The sequence below is a fragment of the Aquitalea magnusonii genome, assembly GCF_002217795.2.
In the GTDB taxonomy this organism is placed as follows: domain Bacteria; phylum Pseudomonadota; class Gammaproteobacteria; order Burkholderiales; family Chromobacteriaceae; genus Aquitalea; species Aquitalea magnusonii_B.
In genome coordinates this window covers 757,275-778,392 of the sequence record NZ_AP018823.1, presented here as the reverse complement: position 1 = coordinate 778,392, position 21,118 = coordinate 757,275, and the positions used below count along the sequence as shown (strand labels likewise).

The following is a 21,118-nucleotide window of genomic DNA, read 5'->3' as shown; positions in this document are numbered from 1 at the left end:
AAGCCGACACCTTCATTGCGCACCAGACCAGTCGTTTTCGATTGATGACATGATAACAGAAACCCTCTAGCCACCACCTTGGCAAAAACCCCTGCGCGGCGCGGCATATTTTGAGAAAATCACGCTTTTCCGCCTGATTTACCACACCAATACAATGACTCAGCAACAGACCATTGCTCTGGTCGAATCCCTTGACCACGAAGGCCGCGGGGTCGCCCACGTCGACGGCAAGACCATCTTCATCGACGGCGCATTGCCTTATGAAAAGGTAATATACAGCGCATACCGTAAAAAACCCACGTACGAAAACGCCGACACCACCAGTGTGCTGAAGGAAAGCTTCATGCGCACCACGCCGCGCTGCCCGCATTTTGGCACCTGTGGCGGCTGTTCCATGCAGCATGTCGAATTTACCGCCCAGGTGGCCATCAAGCAGCGCGTACTGGAAGACAACCTCAAATTCATCGGCAAGGTGAAAGCGGAGCGCATTCTCACCCCGATTGCCGGCCCCACCTGGCATTATCGCCACCGCGCACGTCTGTCGGCGCGCATGGTGCCGAAAAAAGGCGGCGTACTGGTGGGCTTTCATGAAAAGAACTCCAGCTACATTGCCGAGATGAGCGAATGCCACATCCTGCCCAAGAACATCTCGGACATGATCATGCCGCTGCGCGAGATGATCGCCAAACTGTCGATCCACAGCCGCATGCCGCAAGTGGAAGTGGCCGTGGGCGACAAGGTGGACATCCTGGTATTCCGCAATATGGATGCCATCAATGCCGCCGATGAAAAGCTGCTGCAGCAGTTTGCCGACACCCATCGCCAGCCCGATCGGCCAGTGCAAATCTGGCTGCAACCCGGCGGCCCGGACACCTGCTACCCCATCTACCCGCTGGATGCACCGCGCCTGACTTACAGCCTGCCGCAGTACAGCGTGGAAATGCCCTACTACCCCACCGAATTCACCCAGGTGAACCCGCAAATCAACGCGGTGATGGTGTCGCGCGCGCTGGGCTTCCTCGACCCGCAGCCGGGCGAACGCATTGCCGACATGTTCTGCGGCATCGGCAACTTCACCCTGCCCATTGCCCGCTCCGGTGCCACCGTACACGGCATGGAAGGCAGCCAGGCGCTGGTGAAGCGTGCGGTGGAAAACGCCACCCACAACGGCCTGCAAGACAAGGTGAGCTATGAAATGGCCAACCTGTTTGAAGTCACGCCGGAAAGCTTTGCTGCGCTGGGCAAATTCGACAAGATGCTGGTAGACCCGCCGCGCGACGGTGCCATCCAACTGCTCAAGGCCATGACCGACGACACCGCGCCGCAGCGCATTGTCTATGTGTCCTGTAACCCGGCCACGCTGGCGCGCGACGCCGGTGTGCTGGTCCACACCAAGGGCTACACCCTCAAGGCGGCGGGCATCATTAACATGTTCCCGCACACCGCCCACGTCGAGTCCGTCGCCTGGTTCGAAAAAACCGGCCCAGCCAAGAGCCTGAAGGAAGTGGCTGACATGGAAGCCGCGGAAGAAGCCATCCGCGAAGCCAAGCGTCAGGCCCGCAAGCAGCAGGAAGCCGAGGCAGAAGCCCGTAAACAGGCAGAACTGGCGGAAAAAGCCGCTGCCAAGGAAGCCCGCCGTCAGCACTATCTGGCCAACAAGGACTACTACGACGCCCGTAGTGCTGCCCAGCAGCAGGCACGGGATGCCGCTGCCGCTGGTGAGGATGTTTCCAGCAAGGAATAAGCTGTTTTAGGTGTTTGCCTGTAGCGTTCGACCCCGGTTGTCCCCCCGGAGCGAACCATGCAGGCGCAGCTGACCGACAGCTATATAGCCAGAATCAAGACCCCGGATTCACGTGTTGAGCTTAAGGACACGCGGATACCGGGGTTTATTGCGACTGCGCGCCTGCAGCTTGAGCTGAACTGAGAGGGGCAGGACAGCGTGGGCTTGGGCGGGGATGGATGTGCTAAAACCCTTTAGTGCGGGATGGCATTACAGCATTAGTAAGCAGCAGCCTATGAATATGTCGCTCTGCTACTACAACGACGAAATTAACAATTGTAAACAAAGAAAATTCACCTCTAGAATTAGACCGTTACAGGCAAAACCGGTGAAAACCGGCGACGCAAAACTAAAGGGACTACCGGAGGCATTTGCCCCCATGTCAGCCAGTTGCCAGCAACGACATCCGTAGCTGCGTGTGCGCCTTTGGCTTTGCCGGATACTACTGAAGGAAAGCAATGAGCGCCTCCAATCCCCTCCCCCGCCAGCAAGATGGTCAACTGGACAGTATTTCCGGCTTGAAAGCTGCTGATGAATTGCTAAGCAGCATCAGTCTTGGTGCCTTGCGCGACTTTGCCACCCTTTCCCAAGCCGCGGCCATGCTGCGCTCGGCCCAGCCCCTGGTGAGCCTGAGCAGCACCATCGTCAGTGCCGGCACGCAGGCATCCAGCGCTGCACTGGCCGGCAGCAGCACGCAAACAACGGGCATTTCCACCGTAAAAACCGGCAGCACCACTGCACCCGGCTGGATTGCCACGCTGACCGATGCCGCCTTGAAAGCCGACATGAACGCCATGTCCGGCAACGTGACCGAAGCGGGCCTGGCCAAGATGGTGACCGATCTGGCCGCCGAACTGACCAGCAGCAAGAGCACGCTGTCCACCAGCCAGTTCAACGACCTGAAAACCATTGTCACCAACCTGAATGTTGGTGAAACGGCGTCGTCCTATTCCCAATACACCCTGAATGCGCTGGTGAACGGCAATGCTGCCAACAGCAGCTGGACCGGTGGGGCGGCCAGCTCCAGTTCGCTGGGCAATCTGGCGGTCGGCTCCAGCGCCGCCCAACTGAGCAACCTGAATGGCAAATGGCTGCAAGGCACTGACCTGCCCACCTCAACCGTCACTGTCAGCGGCTCTACCTCCAAGATTAGCTACGCCACCAGCACTGCTTCGCTGTTTGGCAGCAGCGGCCCGCTGGCCAGCGACATCAATCAGGGCAAACTGGGTGACTGCTATTTCCTGGCGTCGATTGCCGAGGTGGCAGTCAAGAACGCCGGCATCATCAAGAACATGATTACCGACAACGGTAATGGCAGTTACGGCGTGGCCTTCCACGTCAAGGGCGCGACAGAATACGTTACCGTCAACAATGTGCTGCAAACCGGTTGCAACTCCGGCCCCAATATGTGGGCCACCTTGCTGGAAAAAGCCTACGCCCAACTGCAGGCCATCAATGTCACCACCGGTAACAGCTATAGCGGCAACAGCTTCACCGCCATCGGCAACGGCGGTCTGCCGGAATATGCACTGGAATCCATCACCGGTGCGTCGCAAATCACCGACTACAGCGGCAGCGGCACCAGTTGGCTGTGCCGTACCTATAACTCGTCCTTGTCCGGTACCGGCTCGCAAAGCGGCCTGAGCAATGCCACGGTATTGAGTTCGCTCAAAACCCATCTGGCTGCCGGTGATGATGTGGTGCTGTCGTCCTATACCTGGAGCTACGACGCCGCAGGCAAGGTGCAACTGGTGGCCGGCCATGCCATGTCGGTTTACGGCATTGATGCCGCCAACGACTATCTGCAGATTCGCAATCCCTGGGGTAGCCAGACCGGCCAGTACTGGAACACCACTTTTGAAGTCAGCCTGTCCACCCTGCTGGCCGCTGGCGATACCATTACCGTGGACAATGCCGGTGGCACCGTGCCGCTGGTACCGAAAGCACCGGTCATCAGCGCCCAGACCGCCAACCAGACCGTTGCCGCCAACCACGCCTTCTCGGTGTCGCTGGGCAATGTGTTTACCGACCCGCAAAACCAGACGCTGAGCTACAAGGTGACCCAGGCCAATGGTCAGGCGCTGCCGTCCTGGATGACTTACAACGTCGGCACCAACACCCTGTCCGGCACCACACCGGTGACCAGCAGCAGCACCCAGATTCTGGTGACGGCCACCGACACCTCCGGCCTGTCCGCCAGCGAAACCTTCTCCATCACCGATACCGCCTTGGCCCCTATCCTGGCCAAGGCCACCGCCACCCAAGTGGTGACACCGGGTCGGGCCTTCAGCTTTGCCCTGCCCGCCGGCACCTTTACCGACCCGCAAGGCGAAACGCTGAGCTATACCGCCAAGCTGGCCAGCGGCGCTGCACTGCCGTCCTGGCTCAGCTTCAATGCCCAAAACCAAACCTTCAGCGGCACCGCGCCCACGGCCAATACATCGGTAGCCGTGCAAGTGGTGGCCACCAATCAGGCCGGCCTCACGGCATCGGAAAGCTTTACCCTGAACGATGCCTATGTCGCCCCTACCCTGAATGCGCAAACCGCCAACCAGACCCTTGCCGCCAACCATGCCTTCTCGGTATCGCTGGCCAATGCCTTCAGCGACCCGCAAGGTCTGGCTCTGAGCTACAAGGTGACCCAGGCCAATGGTCAGGCCTTGCCGTCGTGGATGACTTACAACGCCAGCACCAATACCCTGTCCGGCACCACCCCGTATGGCAGCAGCAGCACCCAGGTGATGGTAAAGGTGACGGACACCGCCGGGCTGTCCTCTTCGGAAACCTTCACCATCAGCGATACCGCCTACGCACCGACGCTGAGCAAGGCCACGGCGACCCAACTGGTGACACCGGGCCATACGTTCAGTTTTGCCCTGCCCGCCGGCACCTTTACCGACCCGCAAGGCGAAACGCTGAGCTATACCGCCAAGCTGGCCAGCGGTGCCGCGCTGCCATCCTGGCTGAGCTTCAATGCCCAGACCCAGACCTTCAGCGGCAGCGCCCCGACTGCTAATACTTCGCTGTCGCTGCAAGTAACCGCCAGCAACCAGGCCGGTTTGTCCACCTCGGAAACCTTCACTCTGAACGATGCCTATGTGGCCCCGACGCTGAACCAGCAAACCGCCACCCAAACCATCAATGCCGGCAAGGCCTTCAGCTTTACCCTGCCGTCCACCACCTTTATCGACCCGCAAGGGCTGGCGCTCACCTACAAGGCTGCACTGGCCAATGGTCAGGCTTTGCCTGCCTGGCTGAACTTCAATGCCCAGACCGAAACCTTCTCCGGTACGGCTCCGACCACAGCCGGCAGCTTCTCGGTCAAGCTTACCGCGACCGACAGCGTCGGGCTGTCCACTTCGGAAACCTTCACCATCAATGATATCGCCACCGCACTGAAGGCACCGGTGGTGAACCCGCTGCCATTGCTGATCGGTTTCAATGCCAATGGCACGCTGAATATCAGCGTGCCGCAAGGCACCTTTACCGATCCGCAAGGCCTGGCACTGACCTACGGTGCCAGCCAGTCCAACGGCCAGGCATTGCCGAGCTGGATCACCTTCAATGCCCAGAACGACAGCTTTACCGCCACCCTGGGCCATCAGACCGAATCGGCCATCATCACGGTGAAAGCCACCGATACGGCCGGCCTGTCCGCCAGCGAAACCTTCTCGCTGACACTGGGTGCCGTGGCCGCCACCCCTGGTTTGGTGGGCGAGGCTGCGCCGACCATTTCGCTGGTTGGCTTGTCCCACAGCACCACCGACAACGCGCTGCATATCGCCTGAGTTCTGGCAAACAAAACGGCGTACTGTCTGTCGCAGTACGCCGTTTTACATGCCAACAAGCCACTAGCTTGCCGCCAGATTCAACGCCGACCTGGCAGCACCGAAAAGTGGCGATCCAGCAGAACCAGGTCAGCCAAGCCCAGCGCACCACAGTCGGCACGCAAGGCAATCCAGCTCACCAACTGGTTGTATTGCGCCAGCAGCAGGTCGCGCTTGGCCTGATATAGCTGTTCCTCGCTGTTGAGGATGTCAGTCAGCGTCTTCACCCCTGCCGCCAGCCCAAGCTTGCTGGCCTTCACCGTCTCGGCACTGGAGAACACCGCTTTTTGCAGCGAAGCCACCTTGCCGGCACCATTGCGCACCCCATAAAACTGCCGGCTGACTTCCAGCTCCACCTGGGCGCGGGCATTGTCCAGTTCGGCCAGCGCCTGACGGTACTGGGCCGTGCTCTGGGCAATCTGGGCGTTATTGTAGCCACCATTGAACAACGGCAGGTTCAGCTCCACGCCAATCACGTTCTGGCTGATGCGCTGGTTGATGGTGGACACCGAACTGGCACTGGAGCGGTCCTTGCTGGCCACCAGTTCCAGCGTCGGATAATTGCCGGCGCGGGCACGCTTTACCTCTTGCTCGGCAATGCGCACATTCTGCTGTGCCGCCAGGATGTCCGGGCTGAGCGCCAAGGCCTTGTCGCGCCAATCAGCCAACTGCCCCTCCAACGCAAGATAGCGACCGATGTCCGCTTCCGGTTCGGCCAGCTCACTCGCGCTCTGACCCGTGCTCACCTGCAGGGTGCGCTGGGCAATCAGCTGCATATTGCGCGCCTCAATCACCTCCGCATCGGCCATGGCCATGCGCGCTTCCGCGTCGTGGATGTCAGTCACCGTGCCATCACCCTGATCGAACAGCTTCTGCGCCTGGGTACGTGCGGCTTGCAGGGCATGCAGCTTGGCTTCGCTCAGGGCCAGGTTCTGCTGCGACAGCAACACTCCCAGATAAGCCGACAGATAACGCAACACCAGCTCGTTGTCCTTGCGGGCAAACAGCGCCTGGCTGTAATCCACCCGCGCCAGCCCCTGCTGGTACAGCGCCCAGCGTTGCAGATTGAACAATGGCTGGCGCAGCTGGATGGCCGCATCCTGGCTCATGTAATTGAGCGGCGAGGTGGAAATGGCACCGGTAAAGCCCGGTGCGGTATCGCTGCCGGTCACTTTGCTGCGGCTGAAGCTGGCATTGAGCGTGGGCAGCAACTGCGCGCGGCCCATCGGGCCATTGGCCTCACCGGCCTCGCGTTCGGCCAGCGCCGCCTGGTACTGGGCATCGTTGGCACGGGCCAGTTGCAAACCTTCAAGCAAGCCATAGCCGGCAGACAGTGCCGGCATCAACAACAGGCAGGCCGCTGCCAGCAGCGTCGGGCGAAATAGCGGTCGCTTGCTCATCAACTTTCCTTGAAGGCCAGATTCATCCGATCGAGCACCGGCTTGAGCAGATAGCGCAGCATGGTGCGCTCCCCGCTCTTGATGACAATGCTGGCCGGCATGCCGGGCTTGACCTGCTGATCACCCAACAACTGCATGCCTGCCGGTGTCACCTTCACTTGGGCCAGGTAATAGGGCATGCCGGTTTTGGCATCCAGCAAGCGGTCAGCCGAGAAGGTGGCCACCACGCCCGGAATCACCGGCGTGGTTTGCTGGTTGAGCGCGGGGAAGCTGACATCCACCGCCAGGCCCGGATGCACCTTGGCGCTCATCGCCGGGTCCACCATGGCCTCAATCAGCAAGGGCTGATTCTCCGGCACCACTTCCAGCAAGGCTTGTCCGGCTTGTACCACGCCGCCCACGGTGTGCATTTTCAGCCCCAGCACCCGCCCGGCCAGCGGCGCACGGATAATGCTGTTGGCCAGCACATAGCGCTGCGCGGATAGCCGGTCGCGCAGGCTGGCGGTTTCTTTCTGGATGTCGGTGAGCAGTGATTCCACTTCTTTCTGGTAGTCCTGCTTGCGGGCCAGTTGGCGCAGCCGGGTTTCCGCAATGGCATCCTGCACCCGGCCGATGCTGGCAATGGTATCGGCCAACTGGCCACGGATTTCCGCAGCACCGCGCTCCAGTTGGTACAGCCGGTTCTTGGGCACATAGCCCCCCGCCGCCAGCTCGCGGATGCCGTCCAGCTCCTTGTCTTGCCATTTGCTTTGTTCGGCACGGGCGGCCTTCATGCCTTGCAGACCGCGCAATTGTTCTTGCAGGCCCTTGATGTTTTCATCCTGCGCCTGCAGTTCGCTGTGCAGTCCTTCGCGCCGGGTGTGAAACAACTGGGTCTGTAGCTGCTTTGCCTGCTGCACACGCACGGCATTGCCCGGCTGCTCCTGCCCCAGCGCATCCAGTTCTGCTGAAAACTGCAGGCTGTTGCTGCCCTCACGCTCGGCCAGCAGCCGGTCCTCGATGGCACGGGCGGTAATGAACTGCGCCAGCGTACTGCCAAATTGCGCACGTGCTTCGGTATCGTTCAGCGTCAGCAGGGCCTGGCCTTGGCGCACCATATCGCCCTCGTTCACCAGCAGCTTTTCCACGCTGCCACCGGTCAGGTGCTGCACGGTCTGGCGGTTGCTGGCAACGATGACGCTGCCGTTGGCGGTGACGCCCTCGTCCAGCGGTGCCAGTGCCGCCCATAGCACAAAACCGCCAAAACCAAACAGCAGGACCTTCACTCCCCAGCGCCCGATGCGCTTGTCGTCGGTATCCACCCGGCCAAAGGGTTCAATCGCCGACGGGGTGGCAGGCGCCGCTGCTTCCCGGCGTAATGCAGTCAATTTGCGGAACAGATTCATGCCAGGGTTTCATCCGGATTCTTGCCGGCCTGCTGCTGCATGGCGGCTTGTTGTTGCAAGGCTTGCTGGCTGGCCTGATTGAGGGCGTACAGCACCTGGTCGCGCGGGCCAAACAGGTGCAATTGACCGTCGCGCATCACCAGCAGCTTGTCCACCGCATTGAGAATGCTGGTGCGGTGGGTGATCAGCAGCACGGTGCTGCCACGAGCCTTGAGGTCCATCACGGTATGGATGAGCGCTTGTTCGCCCACATCGTCCAGATTGGAGTTGGGCTCGTCCAGCACCACCACGGCCGGACTGGCATAGATGGCACGCGCCAGGGCAATACGCTGTTTCTGCCCGCCGGACAGCATATTGCCGCCATCACCCAGACGGGTGTCGTAGCCCTGTGGCAGCCGCAGAATCATTTCATGCACCCCGGCGCGGGTGGCGGCCTCAATCACCAAGGCCGAGTCCACCTTGCCAAAGCGGGCAATGTTTTCGGCGATGCTGCCTTCAAACAACTCGATATCCTGCGGCAGATAACCGATGTGCGGTCCCAATTCGTCCTTGTTCCACTGGAACACATCCGCCCCGTCCAGCCGCACCTTGCCCGACTGTGCCGGCCAGACGCCCACCAGCAGGCGCGCCAGGGTGGATTTGCCCGCCGCACTGGGGCCGACAATGCCCACCACATCGGCATGTTGCACGGCAAAGCTGATGTTTTTCAGAATGGGCAGGCTGCTGCCCGGCGCTGCCGCCACCACGCCCTCAAGCTGCAGATTGCCTTGTGGCCGCGGCAGGCTCATGCCGCTGATGCGTGCCGGATACTCCACCAGCAGCTCATCCAGGCGCTGATAGGCGGCGCGGGCAGAGATCAGTTGCTTCCAGGTGGCGATGGCCATTTCCACCGGCTGCAAGGCGCGGCCCATCAGGATGGAACCGGCAATCATCATGCCGGGGGAAATTTCATTCTGGATGGCCAGTACCGCCCCCACTGCCAGCACCAGTGATTGCAAGGCCAGCCGTACCAGCTTGGAGAGCGCGCCAATGCGTGCGGCGCGGTCGGAAGCCTCGGTCTGTTTTTCCAGTACCCGGCTTTGCAGCAGGAACCAGCGCTCGCGCAGTGCCGGCAGCATGCCCATGGCTTCAATCACTTCGGCATTGCGCAGATTGTTGTTGGCGTAATTGCTGGCGGCAATGGCCGCCTGATTGGCCTCACCCAGCGGTTTGCGGGTGGATAGTTCGGTCAGCCAGGCCAGCGCGCACAGGATCAGCATGCCGGCCAGCACGAACAGGCCCAGCATCCAGTGGAACATGAAAGTGACCACCAGGTAGATGGGTGCCCACGGCGCATCGAAAAAGGCAAACAGGCCATTGCCGGTGAGAAACTGGCGCAGCGTGGTGAGGTCGTGCAGCGCCTGGCCGGCATTGCCGTTGTTGCGGCGCAAATTGCGCTCAAAGGCAGCGCTGAACACGCGAAAGTTCAGCTGCATGTCCAGTCGGTTACCCACCCGGATCAGCACCGCCGAGCGCACCAGCTCCAGCAGCGCCATCAGGCCATACAGCCCCACCACCATCAGGGTGAGCATCAGCAGCGTGGTTTCATTGCGACTGTGCAGCACCCGGTCGTAAATCTGCAGCATGTAGATGGAAGGCAGCAGCATCAGCAGATTGATGACGGCACTGAAACCAGCCAGCCGGTAAAACACCTGCCGGAAAGTGAGCATGATCTGCGCCAGTTCGGACCGGGATTGCAAAAGACGTTTCATGAGCGGAAATCTCGAAATGGCAGGTCGGCAGCAAAAGCGCAGGCCGCAACAGTACGGCCATGTAAATAAATGCAAGCAATCTTACCATTGACATGCAGCGCGCCTCATTTCCAGTTTAGTCAGCGGGTTAACGCTTCGCCGCCGGAAAATCACCGCCGGGCCAGGCTGGTCAATAGCGCACATGCGCGCTAAGGTAACCGGCTTGCTTGCATTGCACGGACACAGGATTGCCATGTTTATCGAAGACAGCAGCAGTATTGCCTACCGCCAGCTTGGCAGCGCTGACGGTACGGTGTTTTCCGTGCCGGAGTTCATCCTGCGGGTGGACGAGGCAGACTTCCATGGCTGGCAGCTGCGCTATGGCGAATGGACCGACTTTGCCGACCGCCCCGGTGCCGATGGTGCAGCCCAGGCGCTGCAGTTGGCGGTGGAGGAAATGCTGGAGCGGGTGGAATATCGCGGCAAATGAAAGCGCCCGGTCGTTTCACCAGAAACGGACCGGGCGGGCTGGGATGGCAGCCTGAGGGCTTGGGCGCTGCTCACCAGAGCGTAGCGCCCCTGGGCCAAGAAGGCGCTAGGCAGCAGCAGGCGCTTTGGTGGCGGCGCTTAGTGCTTCAGCATGATGTGGCGCACGCAGCTGTAATCTTCCAGCGCGTACATCGACATGTCCTTGCCATAGCCGGAGCGCTTCATGCCGCCATGCGGCATTTCACTCACCAGCATGAAGTGGGTGTTGACCCAGGTGCAGCCGTATTGCAGTTGGGCGCTCACCTGCATTGCCCGGCCCACGTCTGCCGTCCACACCGAGCTGGCCAGGCCGTAGTCGGAATCATTGGCCCACTGGATCACCTGCTGGGCATCATCAAACGGGGTGATGGACACCACCGGGCCAAACACTTCACGCTGCACGATTTCATCCTGCTGCCGTGCGCCGGCAATCACCGTAGGCTGGTAGAAGAAGCCCGGCCCCTCGCCCAGCTTGCCGCCGGTCAGCACTTCCACATGTGATTGTTGCTGGGCGCGCTCGACAAAGCTGGCCACCCGGTTGCGTTGGCGCTCGGAAATCAGCGGCCCCATTTCCACGCCTTCCAGATGCTGGTGGCCCACCTTGATGCTGCCCACCGCGCTGGCCAGATCGGCGGCAAAGCGTTCGTAAACACCTTTTTGCACATACAAGCGGCAGGCGGCGGTGCAATCCTGACCGGCATTGTAGTAACCGAAGGCGCGGATGCCCTCCACGGCTGCGGCCAGGTCGGCATCATCAAAAATGATGACCGGCGCCTTGCCACCCAGCTCCAGGTGGGTACGCTTGACCGAACGCGCGGCGGTTTCCAGCACGCGCTGGCCGGTGGACACATCGCCGGTGATGGAAATCATCCGTACTTGCGGCTGGGAGATCAGCGGGCTGCCCACGCTTTCGCCCCGGCCCAGCACCAGGTTGAACACCCCGGCCGGAAACAGGCCGGCCACCAGCTCGGCCAGCTTCAGCGTGGATAGCGGCGTCTGCTCGGATGGCTTGAGGACCACGGTATTGCCTGCCGCCAGCGCCGGTGCCATTTTCCAGGCTGCCATCATCAGCGGGTAGTTCCACGGCGCAATCGAGGCCACCACGCCCAGCGGGTCGCGGCGGATCATGCTGGTATGGCCAGGCAGGTATTCACCTGCCAGCATGCCGGTCTGGGCACGCACCGCGCCGGCAAAGAAGCGGAACACATCCACCACGGCGGGAATTTCATCATTCAGGGCCAGATGATAGGGCTTGCCGCAGTTGAGCGATTCCAGCCGGGCGAACTCCGGCCCGCGCGCCTCGATAGCATCGGCCAGTTGCAGCAGCCTTTCGGCACGCTCGCGCGGGGTGGTGGCGGCCCAGGCCGGGAATGCCGCCTGGGCGGCAGCCACGGCTGCCTGTACCTGTTCCAGCGATGCTTCGTTGATCTTCACGATCAGCTCACCGCTGGCCGGGTTGAGAATGGCTTCCGCATCGCCCTCCCCGGCCACGAATTCACCATTGATCAGCATTTTGCATTGCAGAGTCTTGTCCATGCTCAGTCCTCGTCGTCTATTTGCCGCTGCCGGCAATGTCTTCCGTGCCACGGGTCAGGGTATAAGCAGCCAGAATGGGCAGTGCTGTCATCAGCATCACGCACAGGGCCACCACATTGGTAATGGGTACATCGCGCGGCCGGGTAAGCTGGTTCAGCATCCAGATGGGCAGCGTCACTTCATTCCCGGCGGTAAAGGTGGTGACGATGATCTCGTCAAAACTCAAGGCAAAGGCCAGCATGCCGCCCGCCAGCAGCGCGGTGGCAATCTGCGGCAGGATGACATAGCGAAAGCTCTGCCACATATCGGCCCCCAGGTCTTGCGAGGCCTCCAGCAAACTGGTGCTGATACGGCGAAAGCGTGCAATCACGTTGTTGTACACCACCACCACGCAGAAAGTGGCGTGGCCGATGGCGATGGTCCAGAAACCCGGCGTGATGTCCGCCAGCCGGAAGGCCGACAGCAAGGCAATGCCGGTGATGATGCCGGGCAGTGCAATCGGCAGGATCAACATCATGGTGATGGCGTCCTTGCCCAGAAAGTCGCGCCGGTACAGCGCCGCGGCGGCCAGTGTGCCCAGCAGCAGCGCCAGCACCGTGGCCAGTGCCGCCAGCCGCAAGGACAGGCCGATGGCGGCCAGCACATCATCGCGGGCAAAGGCAGCGGCAAACCAGCCCAGGGTGAAGCCCTGCGGCGGAAAGCTGTAACCCGAACTTTCCGCATTGAAGGCATACAGCACAATCACAGCAATGGGCAAAAACAGGAAACCAATGCCGCCAAAGGCCAGCAGGCGCAGCCACCACGGGGCGCGGTCGGATTGATCAGAGTGCATCGAACGCTCCCAGTTTGCGGGCACCCAGCAGGTACAGGCCGATGATGCACACCGGCACCACGGTAAAGGCGGCGGCCAGCGGCATATTGCCGATGGAACCCTGCATGGTGTACACCATCGAGCCGATGAACAGGCCGGAAGGGCCGATCAGTTGCGGGATAATGTAGTCGCCCAAGGTCAATGAAAACGTGAAGATGGAACCGGCCACCACACCAGGGAAAGCCAGCGGCAGAATCACATGGCGGAAGGTTTGTGCACCGCTGGCACCCAGATCGCTACTGGCCTGCAGCAGATTGGCCGGCACCCGCTCCAGTGCCGCCTGGATGGGCAGGATCATGAAAGGCAGCCAGATATAGGTAAACACGGTAAAGCGCCCCAGGTTGGAGGTGGTGAGCGAATTGCCCCCCAGCAGCGGCAGTGTCATCAACCAGTCGACAATGCCCTGCAAGCCCAGCGACTGATAGGCCCAGTACACGATGCCGCCCTTGGCCAGCAACACCGTCCAGGCATACACCTTGACGATATAGCTGGCCCACATCGGCAGCATCACCGCCACATAAAAGAAGCCCTTCTGCCAGCCACGGGCATAGCGCACCATGTAATAGGCCAGCGGGAAAGCCAGCACTGCCGAGGCCAGCGACACCAGCGTGGCCATGCTGAGGGTGCGCAGCACCACGTCCAGATTGGCCGGCGACAGCAGTTGCCGGTAGTTTTCCAGCGTCAGTTCCCGGCTGACCGACATGGTGAAGTCGTCAAAAGTGAACACGCTTTGAGCCAGCAAGGTACACAGCGAACCCAGATACACCAGCACAAACCACAGCAGCGGCAGCGCCAGCAGCAACAGCAGTTGCAAGCCGGGGTGACGGTAGAGGGTGATGCCCAGGCGTATCAGCAATCCCTGCCGGGCTGGCGCAATCTGCCCCTGGGGCAGCGAAGCAGTCATCATCTTGTCCTCCTCAACCGGCCAAGGCATGCATGGCCTGTGCCGGCAGCCATACCGTAAGGGCCTGGCCCGGTGTCAATGCCAGCGTGGCAGCCGCATCGTCATTGGGCAGCACCATGCTGATGATGCGCTCCGGGCCGGCTTCCAGCTCGTAGCGGCTGACCGCGCCCAGATACTGCACATCCAGCAGACGGGTGGGCAGGCGGATGCCATCACCATCCTGGCCGTCTTGTGCCGGACGTATGCGCTCTGGCCGCACGGCAAAAGCCTGCTGCTGGCCGGTCAGGCTGGCGGCCCAAGCGGCATCGAACACATTGGAAGTACCGACAAAGTCGGCCACAAAGGCGGTGGCCGGACGGGTGTAGAGTTCTTGCGGGGCGGCAATCTGTTCGATACGGCCCTTGTTGAACACCGCCACCCGGTCCGACATCGACAGTGCCTCGCCCTGATCATGGGTGACATAGATGAAGGTAATACCCAGCTTGCGCTGCAGAGCTTTCAGCTCGGTCTGCATCTGTTCGCGCAGTTTCAGGTCCAGCGCGCCCAGCGGTTCATCCAGCAGCAGGACACGCGGCTGCAGGATCAGCGCCCGCGCCAGTGCCACGCGCTGCCGCTGGCCACCGGACAGGGCCGACGGGCGGCGGCTGCCGTACTGCCCCAGCTTGACCATTTCCAGCATGGCTTCGGCACGGCGATGACGCTCGGCACGGGCCACGCCCTTGATCATCAGCCCGTAGGCCACATTGTCCAGCACACTCATGTGCGGAAACAGCGCGTAGTCCTGGAACACGGTGTTGACGTCACGCAGATTGGGCGGCAGGCCAGCGGCTTCACGGCCGAAAATCTGGATGGAGCCACTGCTGGGCTGCTCGAAACCGGCAATCAGCCGCAGACTGGTGGTTTTGCCGGAACCGGACGGCCCCAGCATGGAAAAGAATTCGCCCTCGGCAATGGCAAGGTCGATCTGGTCAACCGCGCGCACGGCATCGTAATGGCGGCTGACCTGTTGGAAACGAACGGCAAGGCTCATGAACAAAGCTCCCCGCTGCCCACCGCTCGCACACCGGCAGGCAGCATGTTCTGCATGCGGTCAGCGACCGCCCATGATGGCAATGTAATCGGCAGTCCAGCGGCTGTAGGGCACACAGCTACCCTGGCTGCACTTGGCCACCGGCGTACGCCAGAAGCGGATCTGGCCGAAGCGGTCAAAACCGTTGCTCTGGCAGAAATTGCTGCCACCAGGAGCCTTGGTCTTGCAGGCGTCCGCCACCACCGGATTGGAACCAAACCATTCGGCCAGTGCGGATTGCAGATTCTTGTTGAGCGACCACTCCATCCACTTGTATGCACAAACCGGGTGCTGGGCCTGGGCATGCAGCATGGTGGTATCAGCCCAGCCGGTGGCCCCTTCTTGCGGAATGGTGCCGGCCACCGGGAATTTCTCTGCTTGCAGGGTGTTGATGGTGTACCCCCAGGCACTGGAAACCGCCACGCCTTCTTTCTTGAAGTCGTTCATCTGTACCGTGACATCGTGCCAGTAACGATGGGTCAGGCCCTTTTGCTGGCGCAGCAGTTGCAGCACGGCAGCGTACTGGGCCTCGTTCAGTTCATACGGGTCCTTGATGCCCAGCTTGGGGTTCTTGTGCATCAGGTAAAGCGCAGCGTCGGCAATATAGATGGCACCGTCGTATGCTTGCACCCGGCCCTTGTTGGGCTTGCCGTCCGGCAGATTGCCCGGCTCAAACACCACCGACCAGCTACTAGGTGCTTTGGGAAAGATCTTGCTGTTGTACATCAGGAAGTTGGCCCCCCACTGGTAGGGCACACCATAGGGCTTGCCGGCCACGGTGAACCAGTTGCCGTTCTTCACGCGCGGGTCCAGCGTCTTCCAGCTGGGAATCAGGGCCGGATTGATTTCCTGCACCTTCTTGCCATAAATCAGCCGCAGCGAGGCATCGCCCGATGCCGTCACCAGGTCGTAATTGGGCGAATTCATCAGCGACACCATTTCATCCGAGGTGGCGGCGGTCTTGACGTTCACCTGGCAACCGGTGGCTTTTTCAAAGCCGGTCACCCAATCGTAGTTCTTGTCGCTCTGACCACGTTCGATATAGCCCGGCCAGGCAATGATATTGAGCTTGCCTTCCGGCTTGCCCAGGCTGGTCAGCGGTGCGGCCAGCACGGCAGGGGCAATCAGGCTGGAACTGACCAAGGCGGCGGTCAGGCGAATCAGGCTGCTTTGCATCACGTTTCTCCTTCTCCAAGGACTGCGCATTGTGCGTCTGGGAATGTGTGAGCCGATTCTAGGCAGTGTTCGCCAGCGCCCCTAGCCAGTGTGGCCAATGACAGCAATTGGAAAAACAGATAGCTCATGCCAGAGGCAGGCAAATGGGAATAACGCAGACCACAGAAACTACACCGGACCGCCGTGCAGACCAGGTCTACCACATGACATTGGGTAATTTATCGAAAATTCCGATCAGCAATACGCGATTATCTTTTAAACAGATATCAGGAGAAGGTCTGTTTGTGGCTGCGACTGTACTCTCTGGCCAGGGTAAGGAAGTTATGGGTGTTGTCAGAAACCTGCATGCCGCGCCGCCATACCACCCCGACTTCCAGTGTCGGCGTTGCCTCCTGCAAGGGCAGCACCTCCAGCCTATCCCCCTCCAGCGACCAGGGGCGATACAGCACATCCGGCATGATGGCCAGCCCGGCACCAGTCGCCACCAGGCTACGCATGGCCTCCACCGACGCAGTACGCACCGCCAGTTGCGGCTTGCGGCCAATCTGCCGCCATAGCGCGGTGGCCACGTCTTCCAGCTCGTCCAGCTTCAGCGCCACCAAGGGCTGGTCGGCCAGATCCGACAGTGTCACCCCACCACCATCCAGCAAGCGATGACCGGAAGGCAGCCACAGGCGATAGCTGGATTGTTGCAACACCTCGGTATGCAAGGCCTGACGGTTCTGCACATTGGAAACAATGAGGACTGCGGCATCCAGCTCGCCATTGACCAGCAGGTGTTCGATATAGTCGCGCTGATCCTCCACCACCCGCACTTCCACTTGCGGGAAGGTGCTGCGAAACCGCTCCAGCAGATAGGGCAGAAAGTAACCGCATACCAGGCTGGTGACGCCGATATTGAGCTGGCCGGTGACGGCATCAGGTCGGGTAGACAGGGCTTCGCGGGCATGGCGCACCGAGGCCAGAATCTGGTGGGCATGGCGCAGAAACTGATAACCGGCATGGGTCAGGCTCATGCCACGGGCGTGACGGGTAAACAACAGCACCCCCAGATCATCCTCCAGCGCGCGAATGGCCTCAGTCACCACCGATTGCGAAACATTCAGGTCCTGCACCGCACGAGAAATGGATTCCATCTCGGCCACGGCAACAAAATAGCGCACGTTTTTCAGCGTGATCGACACCCCAACCCCTTTCAACTACCAGTCCTTGTTATCTGGCAGATTGTGCCCGAGCGCAGCCAGGACGGACAGCACAATGCAAAAAGCCCAGTCATTGCTGACTGGGCTTCAAATGCTTGGCTCCCCGAGCAGGGCTCGAACCTGCGACCTGCGGATTAACAGTCCGTCGCTCTACCGACTGAGCTATCAGGGAATTGCCTAAAGAGAAAGCTATTCTATAAACTCTTTGTGAAACCGTCAAGCCCCTGCAAGTAGTTTTTGCAGGGGCCATGCACGGCATCAGCTATTGCGGGTTTCCACCTGCTTGAGTTCAATCGCCACCGGCTGCTCTGCTGCCTGACGCACCACATCGCGGCGACGCGGACCAGTCGGCACTTCCACTTGTGGCACCACCACGTCGGATACCGCCTTGGTGGCAACCATCACCAGGCCGCCCAGATCCGCCGGCAACTCGGCTTCCAGCTTGGGCTGGGCTGCTGCCGCAGTTTCCACCACCACCGGTGCCACGGCCACAGGCTCGCTCACGGCAACTTCTGCAACTTGGGCAGCAGCAGGCTGTTCGGCAGGTGCCGCTTCGGCGGCAATGGCCACCTCAGCCTGCGCCACCTTGGTTTCAACCACGGTGCTGATCTGCTCCAGCGGGGCAGCCACTTCGGCAACTTCCACAGTCTCGACAGCCACAGCAGCTTCGGTAACGACAACTGCAGCAGGCGCAGCCACCTCGGCCACCACCACTTGTTCTGCCTGCGCAGCCGGTTCGGGTGCAACTTCAACCGGGGCGGCTTCAACAGCAAGGGTCTCGACCGGTGCCGCCACCGGGGCAACAACTTCTTGCGCTACCTCGGCCGGAGCCACGGCAACTTCCACCACGTCCACTGCAACGGCAGCTTCTGCTGCCGGCTGGGCGATCACTTCGGCAGCCGGCTGGGCGACAGCGTCGGCAGCTACCGCAACCGCAGCAGCGGCAGCCACGCCAGCAACCGCCGCCACTTCGGCAGTCACATCGCCAGCAGCAGTTTCTGCCACCTGAGCAGTGTTATCGCCTTCGACATTGTCACGGCGACGGTCACGACGGCCACGACGACGACGACCACGTTCGCCACGCTCTTGTTGCTCGGCAGACTCGGCGGCAGCTTCCACACCTTCAGCGCTGTTCAGGTTCAGTTCTTCCTGCGCGGCAGCCTGCGGCTTGTCAGCTTCGTTGCGCTCGGCCTGCTGGCGACGACGGGACGGCTTCTCGGCCGCCTGCGGTGCAGCTTGTTCGCTACGCTCTTCAGTTTGCGGGCGGGCATTCTGTTCACGCGCTTCGCGGTTTTCACGCGGCTCGCGTTCACGACGCTGACGCGGTTCGCGTTGCGGCTGTTCGCTGCGCTCGGCACGTTCCGGACGCTCTGCGCGTTCGGTACGCTCGGCACGTTCCGGGCGTTCTACGCGTTCCGGACGCTCTTGACGATCGCCACGGTCACGGGAGGACTGACGACGGCCATCCTGACGCTCGCCATCGGCACGGGCTTCGGTCGGACGCTTGCCGGCTTCTTCGCCATGACGACGTTCATTGTGATCACGACGCGCCTGGCTGCCCGGACGACGCTCGTTATTACGCTGACGGTTGCCATTGCGCTGACCTTCGCGCTGGCCGGCAGCGGCCGGTTTTTTCTTCTCGTTTTCCTGCGGAGCAGCTTCCGGCTCGGCAAACAGGCTCTTCACCCAGCCGAAGAAACGGCTGACCACGCCCTGCTCGGCCACCACCGGTGCAGCGGCGGCAACGGGCTGGGAGGATACCGGGGCCGGCTGTTGCGGGGTAATGCCCTTGACTGCGGCTTCCTGACGCTCGGCCTTCGGCTTTTCCTGACCAAAGTTGGTGATGATGTCTTCTTCCTGCACTTCCACGCGCAGATAGCTCGGGCCATCGCCCAGTTCGGCCAGATCGTCGTGACGGATACGGGCGATCTTGTAATGCGGGGTTTCCAGATGGATGTTCGGAATCAGCACCACATCCACGTCCAGACGCTCTTCGATGGAGTGGATTTCGGCACGCTTTTCGTTCAGCAGGAAGGTGGCGACGTCAACCGGCACTTGTGCGTGTACTGCACCGGTGTTTTCCTTCATCGCCTCTTCCTGGATGATGCGCAGGATGTGCAGGGCGGAGGATTCGGTACCACGGATGAAGCCGATGCCATGGCAGCGCGGGCAAGGCTCGTGGCTGGTTTCGCCCAGCGACGGCTGCAGACGCTGACGTGACAGTTCCAGCAGGCCAAAGCGGGACAGCTTGCCCATTTGCACGCGGGCGCGGTCGTGCTTCAGCACATCGCGCAGCTTGTTTTCCACTTCGCGCTGGTTTTTCGGGTTTTCCATGTCGATGAAGTCGATCACGATCAGACCGCCCAGGTCGCGCAGACGCAGCTGGCGGGCGATTTCTTCGGCGGCTTCAACGTTGGTGCGCAGTGCGGTTTCCTCGATGTCGGCACCCTTGGTGGAGCGGGCGGAGTTGACGTCGATGGAGACCAGTGCCTCGGTGTGGTCGATCACGATGGCACCACCGGACGGCAGCTGCACGCTGCGCGAGAAGGCGGTTTCGATCTGGTGTTCGATCTGGAAGCGGGAGAACAGCGGTACGTGATCCTTGTACAGCTTCACGCGATGCACCATGTTGGGCATCACGTGGCTCATGAACTGGCGGGCCTGTTCGTAGATTTCGTCGGTGTCGATCAGGATTTCGCCGATGTCCGGATGGTAGTAGTCACGGATGGCGCGAATCACCAGGCTGCCTTCCTGCAGAATCAGGAAAGGCGCGCTTTGCGAGCCGGCCGCGCCTTCAATGGCACGCCACAGCTGCATCAGGTAACCCATGTCCCATTGCAGTTCTTCCAGATTGCGGCCGATACCGGCGGTACGGGCAATCAGGCTCATGCCATTGGGGACTTCCAGCTGGGAGAGCAGGTCTTTCAGTTCCTGACGTTCTTCACCCTCGATGCGGCGCGATACGCCACCACCACGCGGGTTATTCGGCATCAGGACCAGATAGCGGCCAGCCAGGCTGATATAGGTGGTGAGGGCTGCGCCCTTGTTGCCACGCTCGTCCTTTTCCACCTGGACAACCACTTCCATGCCTTCACGCAGCACGTCCTGAATACGCGGACGGCCACCGTCATAGCCCTGGAAATAAGAACGGGAGACTTCCTTGAACGGCAGGAAGCCGTGACGTTCGGTACCGTAATCGACAAAGCAGGCTTCAAGGGAGGGCTCGATGCGGGTGATGATGCCCTTGTAGATGTTCCCTTTACGTTGTTCCTTGCCAACGGTTTCGATATCGAGGTCAACGAGCTTTTGCCCGTCAACGATGGCAACGCGCAGCTCTTCGGCCTGCGTTGCATTAAACAACATGCGTTTCATAAACATTCCCTGCGCAGGCACTCACGCAAGGGATGCAGCCAGTATTTGACGGCCCAGAGGCTATTGATGGGCGCTTTCCGAAAGAAGTGTTGGTATAAAGATCATTACAACCGAGATATCAAGCCTACTTCCTGACGTAATTTCACACGAGCCCGGGGGTTTGAGCGCATTGGCGCAACGGATATTTTCTTCCGGGCTGCCATCACGGGCAGCCTGGACAAACTGGAGGGTAATCGTGCCGGGTCAAACTTTGCTGCAAGATTTCCTGACTGGCTTTGCATCAGGAAATGGAATACTCGTGAGTGCGTTATGCGACTAAATGCATTACCATCGCT

General features: G+C 60.9%; 14 protein-coding genes, 1 tRNA gene and 1 riboswitch. Of the genes, 4 read left to right on the top strand and 11 right to left on the bottom strand.

Going from position 1 to position 21,118, the window contains the following annotated elements; genetic code table 11:
* Window positions 1-154: 154 nt before the first annotated feature.
* The 3 genes from rlmD (at window position 155) to DLM_RS03680 (ending at window position 5,571) form a co-directional block, all read left to right on the top strand.
* Complete coding sequence (gene rlmD / locus DLM_RS03685) at window positions 155-1,744, top strand: 23S rRNA (uracil(1939)-C(5))-methyltransferase RlmD (RefSeq protein WP_089082712.1); 1,590 nt, start codon at window positions 155-157, stop codon at window positions 1,742-1,744.
* 57 nt (window positions 1,745-1,801) lie between these two features.
* Complete coding sequence (locus DLM_RS23825; RefSeq protein ID WP_269461352.1) at window positions 1,802-1,927, top strand: hypothetical protein; 126 nt, start codon at window positions 1,802-1,804, stop codon at window positions 1,925-1,927.
* Window positions 1,928-2,091: 164 nt separating this feature from the next.
* Window positions 2,092-2,181: riboswitch (cyclic di-GMP riboswitch) on the top strand.
* 60 nt (window positions 2,182-2,241) lie between these two features.
* A complete protein-coding gene (locus tag DLM_RS03680) occupies window positions 2,242-5,571 on the top strand; it encodes a putative Ig domain-containing protein (RefSeq protein ID WP_089082713.1) in 3,330 nt (1,109 codons plus the stop codon).
* Between the two features lie 80 nt (window positions 5,572-5,651).
* Here DLM_RS03680 and DLM_RS03675 read toward each other — a convergent pair whose 3' ends face one another.
* Genes DLM_RS03675 through DLM_RS03665 form a run of 3 tightly spaced genes read right to left on the bottom strand, consistent with a single transcriptional unit; the run spans window position 5,652 to window position 10,146 of the window.
* Window positions 5,652-7,010 carry a TolC family outer membrane protein gene (locus DLM_RS03675; RefSeq protein ID WP_089082714.1) on the bottom strand — a complete coding sequence of 453 codons (1,359 nt, stop codon included), beginning with the start codon at window positions 7,008-7,010 and terminating at the stop codon, window positions 5,652-5,654.
* Window positions 7,010-8,395, bottom strand: a complete 1,386-nt coding sequence (locus DLM_RS03670; RefSeq protein ID WP_089082715.1) for an HlyD family type I secretion periplasmic adaptor subunit — start codon at window positions 8,393-8,395, stop codon at window positions 7,010-7,012. The genes DLM_RS03675 and DLM_RS03670 overlap by 1 nt, the downstream gene beginning before the upstream one ends.
* Window positions 8,392-10,146: a type I secretion system permease/ATPase gene (locus tag DLM_RS03665; protein ID WP_089082716.1), complete on the bottom strand. Its 1,755-nt coding sequence runs from the start codon at window positions 10,144-10,146 to the stop codon at window positions 8,392-8,394. Before DLM_RS03665 ends, DLM_RS03670 begins: the two co-directional genes overlap by 4 nt.
* Before the next feature lie 232 nt (window positions 10,147-10,378).
* Between DLM_RS03665 and DLM_RS03660 the strand changes: the two genes are divergently transcribed.
* Window positions 10,379-10,615 (top strand): hypothetical protein, encoded by a 237-nt coding sequence (locus tag DLM_RS03660; protein WP_089082717.1) that lies wholly within the window; start codon window positions 10,379-10,381, stop codon window positions 10,613-10,615.
* A 137-nt stretch (window positions 10,616-10,752) separates the two neighbouring features.
* Here DLM_RS03660 and DLM_RS03655 read toward each other — a convergent pair whose 3' ends face one another.
* From DLM_RS03655 to DLM_RS03620, 8 genes are all read right to left on the bottom strand, one after another.
* Window positions 10,753-12,189 carry a gamma-aminobutyraldehyde dehydrogenase gene (locus DLM_RS03655; protein WP_089082718.1) on the bottom strand — a complete coding sequence of 479 codons (1,437 nt, stop codon included), beginning with the start codon at window positions 12,187-12,189 and terminating at the stop codon, window positions 10,753-10,755.
* A 16-nt stretch (window positions 12,190-12,205) separates the two neighbouring features.
* The gene (locus DLM_RS03650; protein ID WP_089082719.1) at window positions 12,206-13,021 is read right to left on the bottom strand and encodes an ABC transporter permease; all 816 of its coding nucleotides are present in this window, start codon (window positions 13,019-13,021) and stop codon (window positions 12,206-12,208) included.
* The gene (locus DLM_RS03645; protein WP_231960045.1) at window positions 13,011-13,967 is read right to left on the bottom strand and encodes an ABC transporter permease; all 957 of its coding nucleotides are present in this window, start codon (window positions 13,965-13,967) and stop codon (window positions 13,011-13,013) included. The genes DLM_RS03650 and DLM_RS03645 overlap by 11 nt, the downstream gene beginning before the upstream one ends.
* A 10-nt stretch (window positions 13,968-13,977) precedes the next feature.
* Window positions 13,978-14,994 (bottom strand): ABC transporter ATP-binding protein, encoded by a 1,017-nt coding sequence (locus DLM_RS03640; protein WP_089082720.1) that lies wholly within the window; start codon window positions 14,992-14,994, stop codon window positions 13,978-13,980.
* A gap of 60 nt (window positions 14,995-15,054) precedes the next feature.
* A complete protein-coding gene (locus DLM_RS03635) occupies window positions 15,055-16,209 on the bottom strand; it encodes an ABC transporter substrate-binding protein (protein WP_089082721.1) in 1,155 nt (384 codons plus the stop codon).
* A 266-nt stretch (window positions 16,210-16,475) separates the two neighbouring features.
* Window positions 16,476-17,408 carry a LysR family transcriptional regulator gene (locus DLM_RS03630; protein ID WP_231960040.1) on the bottom strand — a complete coding sequence of 311 codons (933 nt, stop codon included), beginning with the start codon at window positions 17,406-17,408 and terminating at the stop codon, window positions 16,476-16,478.
* A 99-nt stretch (window positions 17,409-17,507) separates the two neighbouring features.
* A tRNA-Asn gene (locus tag DLM_RS03625) sits at window positions 17,508-17,583 on the bottom strand.
* Window positions 17,584-17,669: 86 nt separating this feature from the next.
* Complete coding sequence (locus tag DLM_RS03620; RefSeq protein ID WP_089082790.1) at window positions 17,670-20,783, bottom strand: Rne/Rng family ribonuclease; 3,114 nt, start codon at window positions 20,781-20,783, stop codon at window positions 17,670-17,672.
* Between the last annotated feature and the right edge of the window lie 335 nt (window positions 20,784-21,118).

Bases quoted from the DNA above. Each gene is read 5' to 3' on its own strand.
- DLM_RS03620 (WP_089082790.1), bottom strand. From the start codon at position 20,783: ATGAAACGCATGTTGTTTAATGCAACGCAGGCCGAAGAGCTGCGCGTT.
- DLM_RS03635 (WP_089082721.1), bottom strand. From the start codon at position 16,209: ATGCAAAGCAGCCTGATTCGCCTGACCGCCGCCTTGGTCAGTTCCAGC.
- DLM_RS03640 (WP_089082720.1), bottom strand. From the start codon at position 14,994: ATGAGCCTTGCCGTTCGTTTCCAACAGGTCAGCCGCCATTACGATGCC.
- DLM_RS03670 (WP_089082715.1), bottom strand. From the start codon at position 8,395: ATGAATCTGTTCCGCAAATTGACTGCATTACGCCGGGAAGCAGCGGCG.
- rlmD (WP_089082712.1), top strand. From the start codon at position 155: ATGACTCAGCAACAGACCATTGCTCTGGTCGAATCCCTTGACCACGAA.
- DLM_RS03665 (WP_089082716.1), bottom strand. From the start codon at position 10,146: ATGAAACGTCTTTTGCAATCCCGGTCCGAACTGGCGCAGATCATGCTC.
- DLM_RS03680 (WP_089082713.1), top strand. From the start codon at position 2,242: ATGAGCGCCTCCAATCCCCTCCCCCGCCAGCAAGATGGTCAACTGGAC.
- DLM_RS03675 (WP_089082714.1), bottom strand. From the start codon at position 7,010: ATGAGCAAGCGACCGCTATTTCGCCCGACGCTGCTGGCAGCGGCCTGC.
- DLM_RS03645 (WP_231960045.1), bottom strand. From the start codon at position 13,967: ATGATGACTGCTTCGCTGCCCCAGGGGCAGATTGCGCCAGCCCGGCAG.
- DLM_RS03655 (WP_089082718.1), bottom strand. From the start codon at position 12,189: ATGGACAAGACTCTGCAATGCAAAATGCTGATCAATGGTGAATTCGTG.
- DLM_RS03650 (WP_089082719.1), bottom strand. From the start codon at position 13,021: ATGCACTCTGATCAATCCGACCGCGCCCCGTGGTGGCTGCGCCTGCTG.
- DLM_RS03660 (WP_089082717.1), top strand. From the start codon at position 10,379: ATGTTTATCGAAGACAGCAGCAGTATTGCCTACCGCCAGCTTGGCAGC.
- DLM_RS23825 (WP_269461352.1), top strand. From the start codon at position 1,802: ATGCAGGCGCAGCTGACCGACAGCTATATAGCCAGAATCAAGACCCCG.